Annotated in this window: 6 protein-coding genes; 2 read left to right on the forward strand and 4 right to left on the reverse strand. The window is 73.6% G+C overall.

The genetic code is table 11. The features are described 5' to 3' along the window. Positions 1–66: 66 nt before the first annotated feature. The 3 genes from ACIRSS_RS25415 to ACIRSS_RS25425 all read right to left on the reverse strand — a co-directional run bounded on the left by ACIRSS_RS25415 (position 67) and on the right by ACIRSS_RS25425 (position 13,377). A complete protein-coding gene (locus ACIRSS_RS25415; RefSeq protein ID WP_400898998.1) occupies positions 67–6,111 on the reverse strand; it encodes an AMP-binding protein in 6,045 nt (2,014 codons plus the stop codon). After that, positions 6,108–9,914 (reverse strand): amino acid adenylation domain-containing protein, encoded by a 3,807-nt coding sequence (locus ACIRSS_RS25420; protein ID WP_400898999.1) that lies wholly within the window; start codon positions 9,912–9,914, stop codon positions 6,108–6,110. The genes ACIRSS_RS25415 and ACIRSS_RS25420 overlap by 4 nt, the downstream gene beginning before the upstream one ends. A 448-nt stretch (positions 9,915–10,362) precedes the next feature. After that, positions 10,363–13,377, reverse strand: a complete 3,015-nt coding sequence (locus tag ACIRSS_RS25425) for an MGH1-like glycoside hydrolase domain-containing protein (RefSeq protein ID WP_400899001.1) — start codon at positions 13,375–13,377, stop codon at positions 10,363–10,365. Between the two features lie 171 nt (positions 13,378–13,548). On the opposite strand from ACIRSS_RS25425, the gene ACIRSS_RS25430 reads away from it, so the two are divergent. Continuing rightward, positions 13,549–14,733 carry an MFS transporter gene (locus tag ACIRSS_RS25430; RefSeq protein ID WP_400899003.1) on the forward strand — a complete coding sequence of 395 codons (1,185 nt, stop codon included), beginning with the start codon at positions 13,549–13,551 and terminating at the stop codon, positions 14,731–14,733. Between the two features lie 30 nt (positions 14,734–14,763). Here ACIRSS_RS25430 and ACIRSS_RS25435 read toward each other — a convergent pair whose 3' ends face one another. Continuing rightward, positions 14,764–15,957: an oxygenase MpaB family protein gene (locus ACIRSS_RS25435; protein WP_400899005.1), complete on the reverse strand. Its 1,194-nt coding sequence runs from the start codon at positions 15,955–15,957 to the stop codon at positions 14,764–14,766. A gap of 173 nt (positions 15,958–16,130) precedes the next feature. Between ACIRSS_RS25435 and ACIRSS_RS25440 the strand changes: the two genes are divergently transcribed. Next, positions 16,131–17,291: a TetR/AcrR family transcriptional regulator gene (locus tag ACIRSS_RS25440; RefSeq protein ID WP_400899007.1), complete on the forward strand. Its 1,161-nt coding sequence runs from the start codon at positions 16,131–16,133 to the stop codon at positions 17,289–17,291. The last annotated feature ends 25 nt before the right edge of the window (positions 17,292–17,316 follow it).

Here is a 17,316-nt window from a genome sequence, read left to right on the forward strand (position 1 = left end):
CCCCACCCCCCCACCCCCCCGCGCGCCCGCGAAACCCGCCGTGGGGTCCGCCGGGGGGGGTGGTTCTTAAAAAACCGGTAAAAACCCCTTTTCCCCACCCACGACCCCGGCCGGGCTGGGAGTCTCTTGCGGCTCGGCTGTGCGGAGCCACTCCACTGCCGCCGCCGCGTCCTCGCAAGGCGCCGCCAGGCGCCAGCGAGCCTCCGGCCGGCCCGACTGCAGGTGCCGGAGAACGTCCACATAGGACTCCGGGTGGGCCGACAGGTACGAAGCCACCCGGTCCGCTTCCCGCCGCAACGCGGCCGCGCTGCGGGCCGAAAGCACCAGGCACCGCACCGGCTCCGGGCGCGACGGCGGCACCGGGCGGACCGACTCCAGCACCACGTGCGCGTTCGTCCCGCCGATGCCGAAGCTGCTCACCCCGGCCACCCGTGGTCCGGCCGGCCACGGCTCCGCCCGCGTCGGCACCCGGAACGGCCCCCACTCCACCGCCGGGTTCGGGGCGCGGAAGTCCACCGTCGGCGGGAGGACGCCGTGGTGCACCGCCAGCGAAGCGCGGATCAGCCCCACCACGCCCGCCGCCGCGCCGAGGTGGCCGAGCTGGCTCTTCACCGACGACAACGCGCAGCCCGCCGACTCCGGCATCGCCTCGCGCAGCGCCGCCACCTCGATCGGGTCGCCGAGGCGGGTGCCCGTTCCGTGCGTCTCCACGTACCCGACGTCCGCACCCGTGCGTCCGGCCCGGCGCAGCGCCGCCCGGATGGCCGCGCGCTGCCCCGCCGGGGACGGGGCGCTGTAGCCCTGCTTCACCGCGCCGTCGTTGGTCAGCGCCGAGCCCGTGACCACCGCGTACACCGTGTCGCCGTCCCGGCGAGCCGCCGAAAGCGGCTTCAGCACCACCACGCCGACGCCGCTGCCGCCCACCGTGCCGCCGGCGTCGTCGCTGAACGGGCGGCAGTGCCCGTCCGCCGAAAAGATGTGCTGCGGCCGGTACCGGTACCCCTCGGCCAGGGTGACGTCGACGAGCACCCCACCCGCCAGCATCACCTCCGCCTCGCCCCCGCGCAGCATCCCGGCGGCCTGGTGGACGGCGACCAGCGAGCTCGAGCACGCCGTCTGGGTCGTCAGCGCGGGCCCGGTGAGGTCGAGGTGGTACGCCACCTTCGTCGCCAGGAAGTCCTTCTCGTGGTGCAGGGCCAGCTGGAACCCGTCCGGCAGCGCGGCCGGGTCGCCTTCGCGCAGCAGCTGCTGGAAGTACGTGTTCTCGCCGCAGCCCGCGATCAGCCCGACGCCGGCCCCCGAAGTGATCCCGGCGTGCGCCAGCGCTTCCACGCACGCCATCAGCAGCTGCCGCTGCTGCGGGTCCATCAGGCCCGCGTCGCGGTGGCTGATCCCGAAGTGCTCCGGGTCGAACGCCAGGGGGTCGTCCAGGAGGCTGCGCGCGCCGACCAGGCCCTCGGCCGCCGGGAACTCCTCGATCCCCCGACGCCCCGAGACGACCAGGTCCCAGAACGCCGCCAGGTCCCGCGCGCCGGGCAGCCGCACCGCCATGCCGACGACCGCCACCGGCTCGTCGGCGACTGCGGCGGCGGAAGCCCGAGCCGGGGCCGGGCCGCTCTCCAGGTGCCGCGTCAGGTCCCGGAGGGTGACGTGCTCGAAGAGGTCGGCCGCGGTGAACCGGTAGCCCGCTTCCGCGCAGCGCAGGTGGAACCGCATCAGCGAGAGCGAGCTGGCACCGGCGGCGAAGAACGTTTCGTCCGGACCGATCGGCGTGCCGGTCACCTCCTCGAACAGCGCCGCCAGTTCGCTCGACGGACGCGGAGCCGTCCGCTGGAGGTCCGTCCCGGCGGTGCGGGAGGCGGCGTCCCGGTCGAGCTTCCCGCTCGGCGTGCGCGGCAGGGCGTCGACGACGCGGAAGCGGTCGACGCGCGCGTGCGGCGGCAGCAGCGGCACCAGGAAATCGGCCAGTTCCGCGGCCGACGGCGTCCGGCGGCACTCCAGGAACGCGGTCAGCCGGTCGTCTTCGGCCGCGACGACCGCGTTGACGACATCGGGGTGGCGCAGCAGCGCGGCTTCGACCTGCCCGAGCTCGAGCCGGTGTCCGCTGAGCTTGACCTGCCGGTCGGCGCGGCCGTCGAAGTGCAGCACCCCGGCGCGGTCGAAGTGCGCGAGGTCGCCGCTGCGGTAGTACAGCTCCGGCAGCTCGGCGAACTTCTCCGGAGCCGCTTCGCCGAGGTAGCAGCGGTTCGCCGCGAGCCCGCCGATGAGCAGCTCCCCCACCTGTCCGGGCGGCAGCGGCGCGCCCGCGGCGTCGGCGACCCGCAGGACCGCGTTCGCCACCGGGTGGCCGATCGCGGGCCGGTCGGGCCAGCGCGCGGGATCGCCGTCGAGGGTCAACGCGCTGACGACGTGGGTCTCGGTCGGCCCGTAGTGGTTGTGCAGGCGCGCGCCGGGCAGCCCGGCGAACCAGCGGCGGATCGCCGGCGTGCACACGAGCTGCTCGCCGGCGGTGACGACGTCCCGCAGCCGCGACGGGTACCGCCCGAGCCGGACGCCGTGCTCGGCCAGCAGCTGCAAAGCCACGTACGGCAGGAAGATCCGTTCGATCCCGGCCGTTTCGAGCTGGGCCAGCAGCGCCGGGACGTCGTGGCGCCACTCCGGGCGGATCAGGTGCAGCCGGCCGCCGCCGCACAGCGTCGTGAAGATCTCCTGGAACGACACGTCGAACGACAGCATCGAGAACTGCTGGGTCGCCGCGGGCGGCGCGTCCTGCCACTGCAGCAGGTTGGCCAGGGTGCGGTCGGGGACGCGCACGCCCTTGGGCACGCCGGTCGAGCCCGAGGTGAACAGCGTGTAGAGCGGCCGTCCGGCGTGCCGGGCCGGGACGTCCGGCACCGGTCCCTCGGTAAGCGTGACGAACCGCTGCTCGACGTCGGTCTCGAACGCTTCCCCCGGGGCGAGCAGGACGCACCGCGGCCGGACCCGGTCGAGCATGCCGCGCAGCAGCTCCGGCGGGTACGCGGGGTCCAGGGCCACGGCGGTGATGTTCAGCCGGGCCAGGGCGAGGAGCGCGACGACGTGCTCGGCCGACGGCCGGAAGTACAGCGCGATGTCGGTCGCGTCGGCGGGCAGGGTGGCCGCGAGCCGGGCCGCGTGCGCGTCCAGCTCGGCGTAGGTCAGCGTCGTGTCGCCGGTCAGCGCCGGGGCGTCGGGGGTCCGTGCGACCTGCCGCGCGAAGCCTTCGGCCACGGTTTCCCACGTCAGTTCGGCGGCGGCCCCACGGCCGTGGTCGCGGCGGTCCGGAGTCCGGGCGTCGCCGTGCAAGGCGCGGTCGAAGACTTCGCCGAGGGCCGTCGCCTCGGCTTCGGTGAAGTGGCCTTCGCCGTACTCCCACAGGCAGTCGAAGCCGTCGGGGCGTTCCACGACCGACAGCGTGAGCGCGCACTTGGCCTCGGCCGCTTCGATCCACTGTGGACTGACCGTGCAGCCGGGGAGCCGCAGCGCCGCGAAGTCGGTGTTCTCCAGGACGAACAGGTAGTCGAAGGCCGCGTACCCCGGATCGAGGTCGGCGAAAGCGATGTCCTGGCCGTCCAGGGCCGCACCGGACGCTTCGCCGAGCCGGCGGAGCTGGGTGTCCAGGTCTTCGTCCGGGTCGACGGTCAGCGGCAGCCGGACGGTGTTGGCGAACATCCCGACGCTGTCTTCGAACTCCCGCACCGGCCGGTTCGCGACCGGGGCGGCGATCCGGGGCCGGGTCCGCCCGGTCACCGCGTAGAGACTCCAGGCGAACACGCCGAGCAGGAGCTGAAACCGCGTGAGACCCAGCTCGGCGGCCCATTCGTCGACGCGCTCGCGGTCGATGCGAGTCGTGTGCAGCCGGCCGGCCAGAGAGGCCTCGCCGAGGGGTTCGGCGTCGTCGGACCGCTCGGTCAGCTGGGCGCGGTAGCCGGGAGAGGCGAACCAGCGGGCCTGCCAGGCGGCGAAGTCGAGTGGCGTGTGCGCGTCCCGCGGCGCGGCGCCGGACAGCTCCCGGAACAGGATGTTGAGCGACCAGCCGTCGACCGCGATGTGGTGCAGGCACAGCAGGAACGTGCCGTCGGGACGCCAGGCCGCCCGCAGCAGCCGCCCCGAGGCGAGGTCGAAGGGCGCGGTGAAGAAGTCCTCGCCGGGCTCGGTCCACGGGTCGTACGCCGGTTTCGTCACCTGCCGCAGGCCGTCGGAGGTGGCCTCGAACGCCGTCCGCAGCGCGGGGTGCCGCTCCACGAGCGCCCGCACGTCCCGGCGCAGGGCGTCGACGTCGGGGGCGCCGGTGATCCGGAACGCGAGCGGCACGTGGTACGCCGTGGACGCGGGATTTCGTTGCTGCACCAGCCAAAGCCGCTGCTGTTCACTCGTGGCGGGTGCGGTGGCCGCGGTGGTCGGGGCGCCCGCTTCCGGGTAGGCCGCGCGCCCTGCCCCCGAGATCGCCGCGGCGAGATCGGCGAAGGTCCCGCGTTGCACGACCGACGGCGGCAGGTCCGCGCCCCAGCGTTCCCGGATCGCGAACCGCAGCCGCAGCGCCTTGAGCGAGTCGCCCCCGGACCGCAGCCACCGGTCGCCGGGACGCAGGTCCGGGACGTCGAGGGTCTCCGCCACGACGGCCAGGACTTCGCGCTCCCACGGGGTCGCGTCGCCGCCGGTGTCCGGCCGCCAGGACGAGAACCCGCCGGCCAGCAGCGCGGCTTCGTCGACCTTCCCGTTCGCGTTCCGCGGCAGCTCGTCGAGGCGGAACACGTGGTGCGGCCGCATGTACGCCGGCACGGTCTCGGCCAGGTGCGCTTCGAACGCCTCGAAGGACAGGTCGCCGGCCACGACGAAGGCGAGCAGCTCGGCGGTGGCCGCGCGGCGCACGGCGACGTGGACCTGCCGGACCTCCGGGTGCGCGAGCAGCCGCTGCTCCAGCTCGCCCGGCTCGATCCGGAACCCGCGAACCTTGACCTGCCGGTCGGTCCGCCCGACGTAGGCGTACCGGCCGCCCGGGAGCACGCGGACCAGGTCGCCGGTGCGGTAGAACCGCGCGCGGCCCTCGTCCAGCCACGGCAGCCGGACGAACCGCCGCCCGGTCTCCGCGGGCAGGCCGCGGTAGCCGAGCGCGACGCCGGCGCCCGAGATGTACAGCTCGGCGACTTCGCCTTCGGCGGCGACGCGTTCGTCCGCCGTCACCGCGACCGCGCCGGTGCCCGGCAGCGGACGGCCGATCGGCACGACGTCGCCGTCGAAGCCGCGCGGGATGGCGTAGCTGAGCGCGAACGTCGTCGTCTCGGTCGGGCCGTAGCCGTTCTGCAGCCGCGTCGGCGAATCCGGGTTGGCCCGGTACCAGCGGCGGATCAGCGGGGCGTTGAGCTGTTCGCCGCCGATGACGACCCGGCGCACGGTCGCGAAGCTGCCCGGCACGGTCTCGGCGACCGCGTTGAACAGCGTCGCGGTCACGAACATCGTGTCGATGCGTTCCCGGACCAGGGCATCGGCGAACGCCTGGGGGTCGCGGACGGTGTCGTCGTCGAGGACCACGCAGGTGCCGCCGGTGAGCAGCGGCACCCAGACCTCGAAGCTGAGCGCGTCGAAGGCGGGGTTGGCCAGGCAGGCGAACCGCGTGCCGATGTCGAGCCAGCCGGGTTCGGCCAGCCGCAGGATCCCGGCGTCGCGCACCTCGACGCCCTTGGGGCGTCCGGTCGTGCCGGAGGTGGAGAAGAGGAACGACGCCGGCGCGGGCTCGGCGGGCACCCCTGCCTCGGCCGGAGTCGAGGCGGGCAGCTCGTCGCAGACGACGACCGCGCCCGCGTCGGCGAGGATGACGTCGCGGCGCGCGGGCGGGCTTTGCCGGTCCAGCGGCACGACCTGAGCGCCCAAGCGCAGCACGCCCAGCATCACGAGGATGAGTTCCGCCGAACGCGGCAGGTCGACGGCGACCGCGTCACCGGGGCCGACTCCCTTGCGCACCAACGATTCCGCGACCGCCGCGGCACCGGAGTTCAGCTCGGCGTAGGTGAGCCGGCGGTCTCCGTCGGACACGGCGAGGGCGTCCGGGTGCCGCAGCGCGCGATCGTGGATGCGGCGCGCGATCGAGGTCATCGCGCCGCCAGCTCGGCCGCGATGAGCTTGGCGACCAGCGGCAGCGCGTCGCTTTCCAGCATGTCCCAGTGCCCGCAGTCCGCGGGGACCACCTCGAATTCGCCGCGGGCGCGGTGGCGCCAGAACTCGTCGCTGCCGGGGATCGTGTCCTCGCCGACGGCCTGCACGAACACGACTCGCGCCGCGGTCTCGCCGGGGTCGTACTCGCGCGCGGTCAGCCGGTTGTGGTTGTACGTGCGGTGGTAGCGCTCGATCTGCGCGTCCTCGATCCCGGGGTACATCCCGTTGAAGCGGACCAGTTTCTCGCGGAACTCGGCCGCCGGCACCGGTTCGATCGCGGCCTTCGCGGCCGGGTCGTCGGTGGCGTTCGTGTCGAGCAGGACGACGCTGACGCGCTCGGCGAGCCGGCGTCCCATCTCGTAGGCGACCAGCCCGCCGTAGGACAGTCCACAAAGGACCAAGGTCTCGTCCGGCCGCGGGTCGACGAGCCGCAGGTACTCCTCAGCCATCGCCTCGACGCTGGGCAGCGGCTCCTCACCGGCGTTGAGCCCGGGGGACTGGATCCCGAGCACCCCGGCCTCCTCCGGCAGGGCGGCGCTGAGCGGCAGGTAGCAGAACGCCGTGCCGCCCGCCGGGTGCACGCAGACGACGCGGGCCGCGCCGTCGCCGCGGCGGAACTCGATCAGGCTGCCGGTCTCCGGTGGGCGGTCCGCGCGCAGCAGGGCGGCCTGCGCCTCGATGGTCGGGTGCAGGATGACGTCCCGGATCGGCAGCTCGCGGCCGAACTCCGTGCCGATGGCGTGGGCCAGCTTGATCGCCGAGATCGACGTGCCGCCGACGTCGAAGAAGCCGTCCGAGACACCGATCGCGGGGTGCAGCAACAGGTCCCGCCAGATCTTCAGCAGCGCGAGCTCGACGTGGTCGCGCGGGGCGGTGGTGTTGACCGCGGCCGGCGCGCTCGTCCGAGCGCGCGCCAGCACGGCGTCGCGGTCGAGCTTGCCGCTGCGGCTCAGGGGCAGCCGCTCGAACTCGGCGAACACCGACGGGATCATGTAGTCCGGCAGCCGGTCGGCCAGCGCCGCGCGCCACTCGTGCGGGGTCCGGCCGCCGCCACCCGCGACACCGGCGACGAGCCGCGGCTCGCCTTCGCGGTCGACCAGCACGGCGGCTTCCTTCACCCCGGGAACGGCCAGCAGCGCGGCCGTCACCTCGGCGGGCTCGATCCGGAACCCGCGCAGCTTGATCTGGTCGTCGCGGCGGCCCGCGTATTCGGCTTCCCCGCCGGGCAGCCACCGAGCCAGATCTCCGGTCCGGTACATGCGTTCGCCGGGCACGAACGGGTCCGGCACGAACCGCTCGGCGGTCAGCCCCGGCCGGTGCAGGTACCCGCGGGCCAGGCAGTCGCCGGCCAGGAAGACCTCGCCCGCCACACCCGGCGGCACCGGGCGGAGCCGCTCGTCCAGGAGGTACAGCCGCGATCCGGGCAGCGGCCGCCCGATCGGCGCCGGCCGGTCCCGCGGCTGCGGGTCGAAGTGGGCGGTGGCGTAGAGCGTGGCTTCGGTCGGTCCGTAGCCGAAGCAGATCCGCAGGCCGGGCAGGGCGGCGGCGAACCGGGCGAGCGCGGCCTCCGGCAGCGGTTCGACGCCGGTCAGCAGCTGCCGCAACGCGAGCCCCTGGAGGCGCGCGGGGTCTTCGTCGACCCACCGGACGTACGCGGGCGGCAGGAACGCCTGGACGACGCGGTGCTCCCGCAGCCACGCCATCAGCGCCGCCGGATCCGGCCGGACGTCTTCGGGCACGACGTGCAGCACCGCGCCGGTGGTGAGCGGGAGCAGCAGTTCGTGCACCGACGCGTCGAAGCCGATGCTCGACCACGCCGACGTCGCCTCGCCGGGGGTCGCGCCGAAGCGGTCGAGCCACTGGTCGAACAGGGCGAGGACGCTGTGGTGGGTGACCGCGACCCCCTTCGGGCGACCGGTCGACCCCGACGTGTAGATCACGTAGGCCGTGTCCGCGCGCTCGGCCGGGACCGGTCGGCGGGTCTCGTCGCCGTCGGCTTCCAGCGCCGTGACGTCGTCGCCGAGGACCAGCACCGGGCGCGCGTCCTCGACCATCGCGGCCCGGCGCGCGGCCGGCTGGGCCGGGTCGAGCGGGAGGTAGGCGGCGCCGGTCTTCAGCACGCCGAGCACGGCGACCACCAGTTCGGCCGACCGTCCACTGAGGACCGCCACGACCTGGCCCCGGCCGGCGCCGCGGGTCCGGAGGGCGTTCGCCAGCTTCGTGCTGCGGCGGTCCAGCTCGCCGTAGGTGAGGGTCTTGCCGTCGCAGACGAGCGCGGCGGCGTCCGGCGTCGTGTCGGCGCGGGTGGTGAACCGCTCGACCAGGCCACCGGGGCGCCGGCGCGGGGCCGGGCCGGTGCTCCAGGCCGTGAGGATCTCCCGGCGTTCGGCGTCGTCCAGCAGCTCGTAGCTCGCGATTCCCGCGTCGGGCCGCGTCGCCAGCTGGTCCAGCAGCCGGACGAGGTAGCGGGCGTACCGCTCGGCGGTGGCGTGGTCGAAGAGCGCGACGGCGTAGTCGAGGTGCCCGGCGACGTCGCCGTCCTCGTCGGCGAGACCGAGCGCGAGGTCGAACTTCGCGGGCGCGTGCTCGACGTCGAGGGATTCGACGGTGACGCCCGGCAGCTCGAGGACGTCGTGCATGGTCGGCACCCAGGCGAACATCGTCTGGAACAGCGGCGTGTGCGCCGGGCTGCGCGGCGGGTTCACCAGCTCGACGACCCGCTCGAAGGGCAGCTCGACGTGGTCGATCGCGCCGCGTAAGACCGCGCGGACGTGCTTGAGCAGCGCGGCACCGGTGGGGGACCCGGTCAGGTCGGCGCGCACGGCCAGGGTGTTGACGAAGAAGCCGAGCGTGTCCGGGTACTCGCCGCCGGCGCCGCGGTTGGCGGTCGGGACGCCGACAACGATGTCAGCCTGCGCGGAAAGCCGGTGCAGGAGGATGAACCAGCAGGTCAGAATGGTGGAGTAGAGGGTGACGCCGTGCTCGCGCGCGACCGCCTTCAGCCGCGCGGTGAGGCCGGGGCCGAGGGAGATCGGTACCCGCGCGCCGCGGAAGTCCTGCCGGGCCGGCCGCGGCCGGTCGGCGGGCAGGTCGAGCACGGGCGGCACCCCGTCGAGCCGCTCGCGCCAGTACGCCTCGTGCGGCGCCGGGCCGGAGCCGGCCAGCCAGTCCTGCTGCGCGTTCGAGTGCTCCCGGTAGGGCCGCGCGGGCGGCAGCTCCGGCGCGGTACCGCTCAATTGAGCGGCGTAGAGGATGCCCAGTTCACGCAGCAGCAGGGTGCGCGACCACCCGTCGAAGACGACGTGGTGGACGGTGATCAGCAGGACGTGGAACTGTCGGTGGTCCCCGGTAGCGTGGCTGTCGGGGGGCGGCGCCCCAGCCCCGGCCAGCAGCCGGGCCCGAGCCAGCGGCGCGCGCGTCAGGTCGAACGGCGCGAAGGGGTCGCTCCGCCGCAGTCCGGCCGCCGCGTCCGGCCGCCCGGCGACGTCCGTGACGGGGCAAGGAAAGCCGTGACCGGCGGGTTCGACGATTTGCACCGGCCGGCCATCCTCGACGACGATCCGGGTCCGCAGGCTTTCGTGCCGGTCGGCGAGGGCGTCGAAGGCCCGTTGCAGAGCTTCGCGGTCCAAGGGGCCGCGCAGGGCGAAGGCCATGGTCTCGTTGTAGGCCGGCCCGGCCCCGTCGAGCTGGGAGACGGTCCAAAGGCGCTGCTGGCCGGACGACAGCGGGGCGGACACTCGCATCGAGGACGGCCTTTCCGGGCGGGGCGGGCGAACCGGTACGGCGTCGTGCCGTCGCGCCGAGGTCGGGTCGGGGAAACGCTCTCTGTCTGCCCAGACAGTTAACACCACACCATCGGGTGATGACGAGGGGTGACCGAAGTTTGCCCGGAAGTCTCTTTCGCTGCGTCCCGGCCGGGCGGGTGGCCGCTACCGGGGTCGTGGCGGGTGGCCGGTGGGGGGGGCGGGCCGAGTTGAGTCCACAGTGGACACGGCAGGTGTGGCGTGCGGGCGGCGCGCCTGACTGATGCCCGGCGCGGGGGCGGATCCGCGGTTTGACTCGACTGGCTGGCAGCCGCCCACTCGGCGGCGGCGCGGGGTCGGCGCCGCGGCTTGACTCCGCCCCGCCCCGGCGGCGGGCGAGGTGGCCGCCCCGCCCGCCGACCAGCGGCGAGCGGGGCGGCAAATCGGCCTACCGCCCCGCGATCTCACCCGCGGTCAGCACCCGGTTCCACACCACGACATCATCGACACTGCCCGGCCAGAAATCACTGTGCCCCCCACCGGACACCGCGCGGCCGATGGCGAGCGGCCCAGGCGCCGCATCCCCGACAGGCTGACTCCAGGTCTTGGCCTGTGCCACACCATCCACATACAGCACGTACGTCCCCGCGTCGGCGTCGTGCACGCCCACCAGGTGGTACCAGCGCCCGGTCTGCGGCGCCGCGTCCGACAACGCGCGCCCCGAACTCGTCGAGAACGCCAACCGGTTGTCGGCCGCCGAATACTGCAGGTAGAACCCGCTGCTCGGGGTGCCGTCCTGGCTCACCGCCGTCGCCCACGAACCCGTGCGGTCCAGCCGGACCCAGGCGCTGACCGAATAGTTGCCCGTGGTGTCCAGTACCGGTCCGCTCGTCTGCGCGGACTGGCCCGAGCCGTCGAACTGCAGCGCCGTGCCGGTCACGCCGGGGACCCACGTACCGGTCGAGGTGGCGTCGTGCGATCCGGCGGTGTCGTGGGCGATCGTGCCGCCGCCCTCGTCGAGCGGCCACGTGCCGACCGGGTCGTGCTGGCCCGCCGCGTGGGCGACTTGGACGTTTCGGCGCTGATGCGTGGATGCGGGGCCGTCGGGACCTCGGTAGGACGCCGTTGCCATCAGCGTCGCCGCGCTGCCCGGCTCGGCGTCCGCCGGGGCCGTCAGCGTGTAGGTCCACGTCCGGGACCCGCCGGGCGGGATCGCGGCGGTGGACTGCCCGGTGGCCGTGGCCGACCAGCCGGCCGGCACGGCGACAGCCACGCGTGGGGCGATGAGCGGGCTCCGCGTCGTGTTCCGCACCGTCACGGCCACCGGCGTGCTCCCCTTGACCGTGAGGACCCCGTCGGCCGGCCCGACGGCGATCCGGGCGTCCGGGCTCGACGGCGTCCAGGACTCGAATTCGGTCACCCCGACGAACGCCCCCGGCGGGTTGGTGAACACGAGCCGGACCTTGCTCGTCGTCAAGGTGGGGAAGGTGACGCGGTTGACGCCGTTGCCCACCGGCGTCACCGGTGCGCGGACCTGGCCGGGAACCTCCTGCCACGCCGAGCCGGTCCAGTACTGCAGGCTGTACGCCGCGGCCGGTCTGACTCCGCCACCGTCGTCGTACCCGTGCCAGCGGATGTCGGAAACCGGGGTGGGAGCACCGAAATCGACGCCGTAGAAGTCGTTCGCGTTCGGCGACGAATAGTTGGTCCAGCGGGTGTTCTGCGGCACCTCGTTGTACCAGACCTTGCCGTCGAGGGCGTTCCACGCGTTGTCGTAGGTCCAGGTGTAGGACGTGATCGGCCGGGGATAGCCGGTGCGCAACGGGTTCGCGGCGTCGTTCACCAGGTCGTCGGACCGGGGGAGCAGCGTCGCGCCGACGTCGATGGTGGTGTTCCGCAGCGTCGCCGAGCGCTGGACGAGCCGGCCGTCGACGTAGAGCCGCATCCCGGCGCCCTGCCCGTAGTGCTTCCCGTCGCGGTCCCACAGCACGGTCACGTCGTGCCCGTGGTACGGCACGTTCTCGGCGGCGAAGTGGTCCCATGTGGACGGTGTGAGCGGCCGGACGTCCAGCGTGGTACCGGTTTGCGGACGCAGCCCCAGCAGGCCGGACAGCACCAGGTCGGTGTAGGTCGAGTGGTTGTAGTCCTCGCTGTGGTCACGGCCGTCGTAGATCCACGCGTCGCGGTCCGGGTCGTGCGCCTCGGCGACGTACGGCTTCCCGTTCTTGGTCTGGGTGCGGGCGTACGTGGCCAGCGCCGCCGCGTAGTCCTCTTTGGACACCGCGGTCTGAGCCGGGTATTCGTCCAAGAGGTTCGCCATGCCGGTCAAGGTCTGCGAGGTGGCGAAGGGCCAGCTCGGGCCGTCCCAGCGGCAGCAGCCGCCGGCGTCCTTCATGAAGAACGGGCTGCGGCGCTCCGCCGTGGTCGGGCCATAGGCGCTCGCGAACCCGGCGGGGTCGAGCAGCTGGGACCACGCCGCGCTGTCGGCCGGCTGGGCCGCGCCGAACATCCACGGGAGGAAGCCGATCTGCTCGCGGCTGCCGGACAGCCGGTGGGCCGGGTTGTCGTCGCGGGGCATCGCGTAGTAGAAGCCGCGAGCCGGGTCCCACAGCCACTTCTGCAGCGAAGCCTTCAGCTCGGCGGCGCGCTGGGCGTACTCGGCGGCGAGCCGGTGGTCGCCGACGGAGTCCGCGATCCGGCTGATCGCGACGGCGTCGCCGTACTGGTAGGAGTTCAGCGTCGGACGGTAGCCGGCGCCGCCGTGGTACGGCTCGGGCGACTCGTAGGAGGACGCGGAGAACTCCATGGCGTCCCAGACCGGCACCGACCAGTAGAGGCCCAGCTCGGCGTTGAACTGCTTGTCCCAGCCCCGGTACTGGCGCACGAGGTCGGGCAGCAAGGTGCGCAGCGGCGCGAAGTCCCCGCTCACCTGCGCCTGCCCGTAAGCGGAGGTCGCCAGCCAGACGCTGTACTCGTGCGCCCAGTCGGTGGTGTCGGCGTTGACGTCGTCGGTGGCCGGCTTGGGACCGGCGCCGGGCCCGGTGAGCCAGAACCGGAGGTAGTCCTGGGTGTAGCCGGGGTCGCGCAGCCACCGCCCTTCGGTCAGCTGGTGCCCGGCGGCGGCGTTGATCGCCTGGTAGGGCGCCGCGTAGCCGCAGCAGTCGAGGAACTCCGTCGAGATCCAGCCGTCGGCGGGGTCGGTGTAGCGCAGGTGCTCCTTCCAGACCCGCCACCGGTAGTAGTAGACGCTCTGCATCGTCGCGTCCGGCAGGTCGACGAACGGGATGTTCGCTTCGTACCAGGCAGGATCGGCGTAGCCGGCGAGCGCGGCGGCGTGGTCGAGGAAGTGGGTCCCGCCACTGGGCGCGGGCGCGCTCGCGCCCGCCACGCCGGCGAAGCCGAGCTGGGCGGCGAGTACGGCCGTGGCCAGCCAGGCTCGAGTACGTCTCCAGGACCGCCGCATCACGCCTCCTGCACAGGTTTACAACGTTGTAAAACACAGACTCGACCACTATCGCTCAGGAGAACCCAAAAGGGAACACCCTTCGGTGGACAAGGCCGGACCGGCCGCGACGCGAGGGAATGATCACTTCCGCGCCCGGGAGCGCGCCCCGGTCACGCATGATGGGCCGACATGGTCGACGACTTCCGCCTGCGCTCGGTCGCCGCGGCGGCGTACGGGCCGGCCGCCCTCTTCGGGCTGTCGGAAGGAGCCGTGCTGCCCGTCATCGCGCTCAGCGCGATCGAACGCGGCGCGAGCACCTCGACGGCCGCGCTGATCGCCGCGATGCTCGGCGTCGGCTCGCTCGCCGCCAACATCCCGGCCGGCGTCCTCGCGACGCGGATCGGGGAACGCCGGGCGATGCTGGTCGCCGCGGCCGTCATGGTCGCGGGGATCGTGACCTGCCTGGTCGACCTGGGCCGCGGGCCGGGGTCGCTGCTGCTCTACGGCGGCGGCGTCGTGCTGATCGGGGCGGCGAGCGCGGTCTACGGCCTGGCCCGCCAGTCTTACCTGACCCAGATCGTCCCGCTGCACATGCGCGCGCGGGCGTTGTCGACGCTGGGCGGGAGCATGCGGATCGGCCTCTTCCTCGGACCGTTCGCCGGGGCCGCGGCGATGCGGTTCGCGGGCCTGCCCGGTGCGTACTACGTGAGCCTGGCCGCGATCGCCGCCGCGGCCGCCCTGGTGCTGCGCGTGCCCGACCTCGAGGTCACCGCCGACGACCGGGCCGCCGCGTCCGCCGTGACGACTCGGAAGATGCTCCGGCAGCAGTGGCGGGTGTACGCGACCCTCGGCACCGGCGTCCTGCTGCTGTCGGCGATCCGGCAGACCCGCCAGACGGTCGTTCCGTTGTGGGCGGCGCACATCGGGCTGTCGCCGACGACCAGTTCGATCATCTACGGCGTCGCCGGCGCCGTCGACGCGCTGACGTTCTACCCGGCGGGCAAGGTCATGGACCGCTACGGCCGGCGCTGGGTCGCCGTGCCGTCGACCCTCGTGCTCGGCACGGCCTTCCTCGTCATGCCGCTCGCCGGCGGCGCGGTCCTGCTGACGGTCGCGGCCATGGTGCTGGGGTTCGGCAACGGCATCGGCTCGGGCATCGTCATGACGCTCGGCGCCGACGTCTCGCCGGCGGTGGGCCGCCCGACGCACCTCGGGATCTGGAACGAGCTCGCCGACATCGGCACCGGTGTGGGCCCGCTGATCCTGTCCGCGGTGACCGCGCTGGCCGGCCTCGGCGCGGGGATCGTGGCCAGCGGCCTGGTCGGTTTCCTCGCGGCCGGGGCGTTGTGGCGGTGGATCCCGCGCCGGGCGTGACGCTCCCCGGGACCGGGGAGCGCCACGCTGTCAGGCGCCGGGCCGGTTCCCCGTCGGGATCGTGATCGGCGTGGTCGTCGGCGAGGAGGCCTTGTTGAGGAACAGCATCGCGATCGCGCGGATGAACTGGTCGAACAGGTAGAACCCGGCCGGCGCGATCGGCAGCAGCCCCTCGCGGAACGCGATGTAGGCCGGCCAGCCGGTGCGGACCAGCGCGGCCGCGGCGTAGTCGCGGGGCAGGCCGAGCCAGTCGCCGACGGCGTCGCTGAGCACGTACCGCACGAACTCGTCGAGGAACCCGCGCGTGACGCCGAGGTCGACCTGCGCGGTCAGCCCGAGCAGGTCCGCCGCCAGCTCCTTGCCTTCGGTCGTCGGGGCGAGCAGCGGGGTCAGCACCCGCGTCGACTGCGCGTCCGCCTCCGCCCACGTCTTGGGGATGAACTCGTCCCGCACGCCGAGGAGGTGGATGGCGACCTGCCACTGGTGCAGGAAGGCCTCTTCGTCGGCGGCCGACATCGGGACGCGCCATTCGAGCAGCTTCCGGTGCACGTAGGTGCCGAGGCTGTGGAACGTCACCAGGATGTCGCCGTTGCTGATCGGGACCTGCTCGTCGGCGACCGCCCGCCAGTGCGGCGACTGCGGCAGCAGGTGCCGCACGGCGGCGTGCACGAGCCGTGTCTTGTTGGCCGTGACGACGAACTGGCCCGAGGGCTCGAACGCGTCGAGATCGCTCAGGTCGTAGCCGAAGGTGAACGTCTTGGCCGCGCGGTCCTGCATGTTCGCGCCGCCCGCCGACCAGTAGACCGACTTGGCCTCCCGCGGGATGACCGTGCTCATGATGCCGCTGCCCAGGCCGTAGAGCATGAACAGGTAGGTGTCCTTGCGCCGGTTGAAGTCCGCGGCCCGGCGCAGCTTGGCGGGGTCGGCCCACGAGGGCAGCCGGTTGGCCCCCTGGAAGTAGCCGGCGAGGTCGGCGGGCAGGCCGGTGGGCAGCGGGTCGCTGTTGTTCACCCACGGCCGCAGCGCGGTGTTGACCGCGGGCACCCCGCCGGTGTCGAGGATGCCCGCCATCAGGCGGTCGACCTCGTCGTCCCACGTCCACCACGGGTCGGTGCCCGCCGTGGCGGCGCCCGTCGAGGCCCAGGCCGGGACGACGCTCGTCGCACTCGCCAAGCCCAGCGCGACGCCGAGCGAAAGGACGCTCCTCCTGCTGAGATCGCTCATTGACTTACCTAGCTTCCTTGGTAGGCAAATACCGCTTCGAGCACGTTTCGGGGAGAGATTCTTCATTAACATAGCGAGCCCGGTCGCCGGTCGGCAAGAGGCGTCCGGGGGTCATCCGGTGCCCGCCGTGGTTGACTGGCACGCATGGTCCCGTCCGCCCAGCACCCCGCCCGGTGACCGCCGAGCCGGCGGCGGCCGTCCGGCCGCGCAACCGCAAGCAGCTCATCGTCGAAGCGGGGGCCACGGTCTTCAGCGAGCGCGGCTACCACGCGGCGTCCATGGAGGAGATCGCGGCCGGCGTCGGGATCACCGCGGCCGCGCTGTACCGGCACTTCCCGAACAAGTACGCGCTGTTCGCCGAGTGCGCGAACGTCATGGTGGACCGGCTCGTCGCGGCGCTCGACGAGGTGCCCCCGGACGCGACGTCCGCGGACGTCCTCGCCGCCATCGCCCGGATCACCGTCGCCCACCGGTCCGCGGGGGGCGTGTACCGGTGGGAGGCCCGGTACCTCGACCGCGACGACCGCCGGGTGCTGAAGGGCAAGTTCGCCCACGTCGTCGGCCGGGTCGCGGAGGTGGTGCGGCGCGAGTACCCGCTGCCCGGCGAGCACCTGCGAGCGGTGGCGGCCCTGGGCGCGATCGGGTCGATCACCATGCACCACAACACGATCGGCCGCCGCCGGGTCGAAGACCTGCTGCAGGCGGCCGCGCTGCGCGTGGTCGCGACCGACCCGACGGTGGCGGTCGCGGACGTCGGTCCCGTCGAGCTGCCTGCCCGGCCCGTGCCGCGCACGCGGCGGTCGGAGATCCTCGCGGCCGCGATCCCGCTGTTCGAACGGGACGGGTTCGCCGCCGTCACCAACGGCATGCTCGCCGAGGCCGTCGGGCTGGTGCCGTCCGGGCTGTACCGCTACTTCCCGGGCAAGGCCGACATCCTGGCCGCGGCGTGCCTGCAGGCCGCCGACCTGCTCGCCCAGGCGGTCGAACCCAACCTGCGCGGGCTGACCGGCGTCGACGCGCTGACCGCCCTGGCCGCGACCTACGTCGCCTACAGCTTCGAGTACAGCGCCCTCAACAGCGTGGCCAACGCCGAAGTCGTCGGCTTGCCCGCGGGCCTGCGCCGTCCGCTGGTCGCCGCGCAGCGCGAGCACATCGCGGTCTGGGAGGAACACCTGCGCGAGGCCCGCCCGGACCTCGACGCGCGCCAGGCCCGGGTGCTGGTGCACGCCGGGTTCGGCGTGGTCGTGGAAGCCGGGCGCCACCTGCGCTGGCAGGACACCCCCGAGCACCGGGCGGCCGTCGCCGCGCTGCTCATGGGCGCCTTGGCCCGCTGACCGGGAGCCGGGCCGGGGGCGTCCG

The sequence above is a fragment of the Amycolatopsis sp. NPDC101161 genome, from assembly GCF_044768185.1.
Taxonomy (GTDB): Bacteria; Actinomycetota; Actinomycetes; order Mycobacteriales; family Pseudonocardiaceae; genus Amycolatopsis.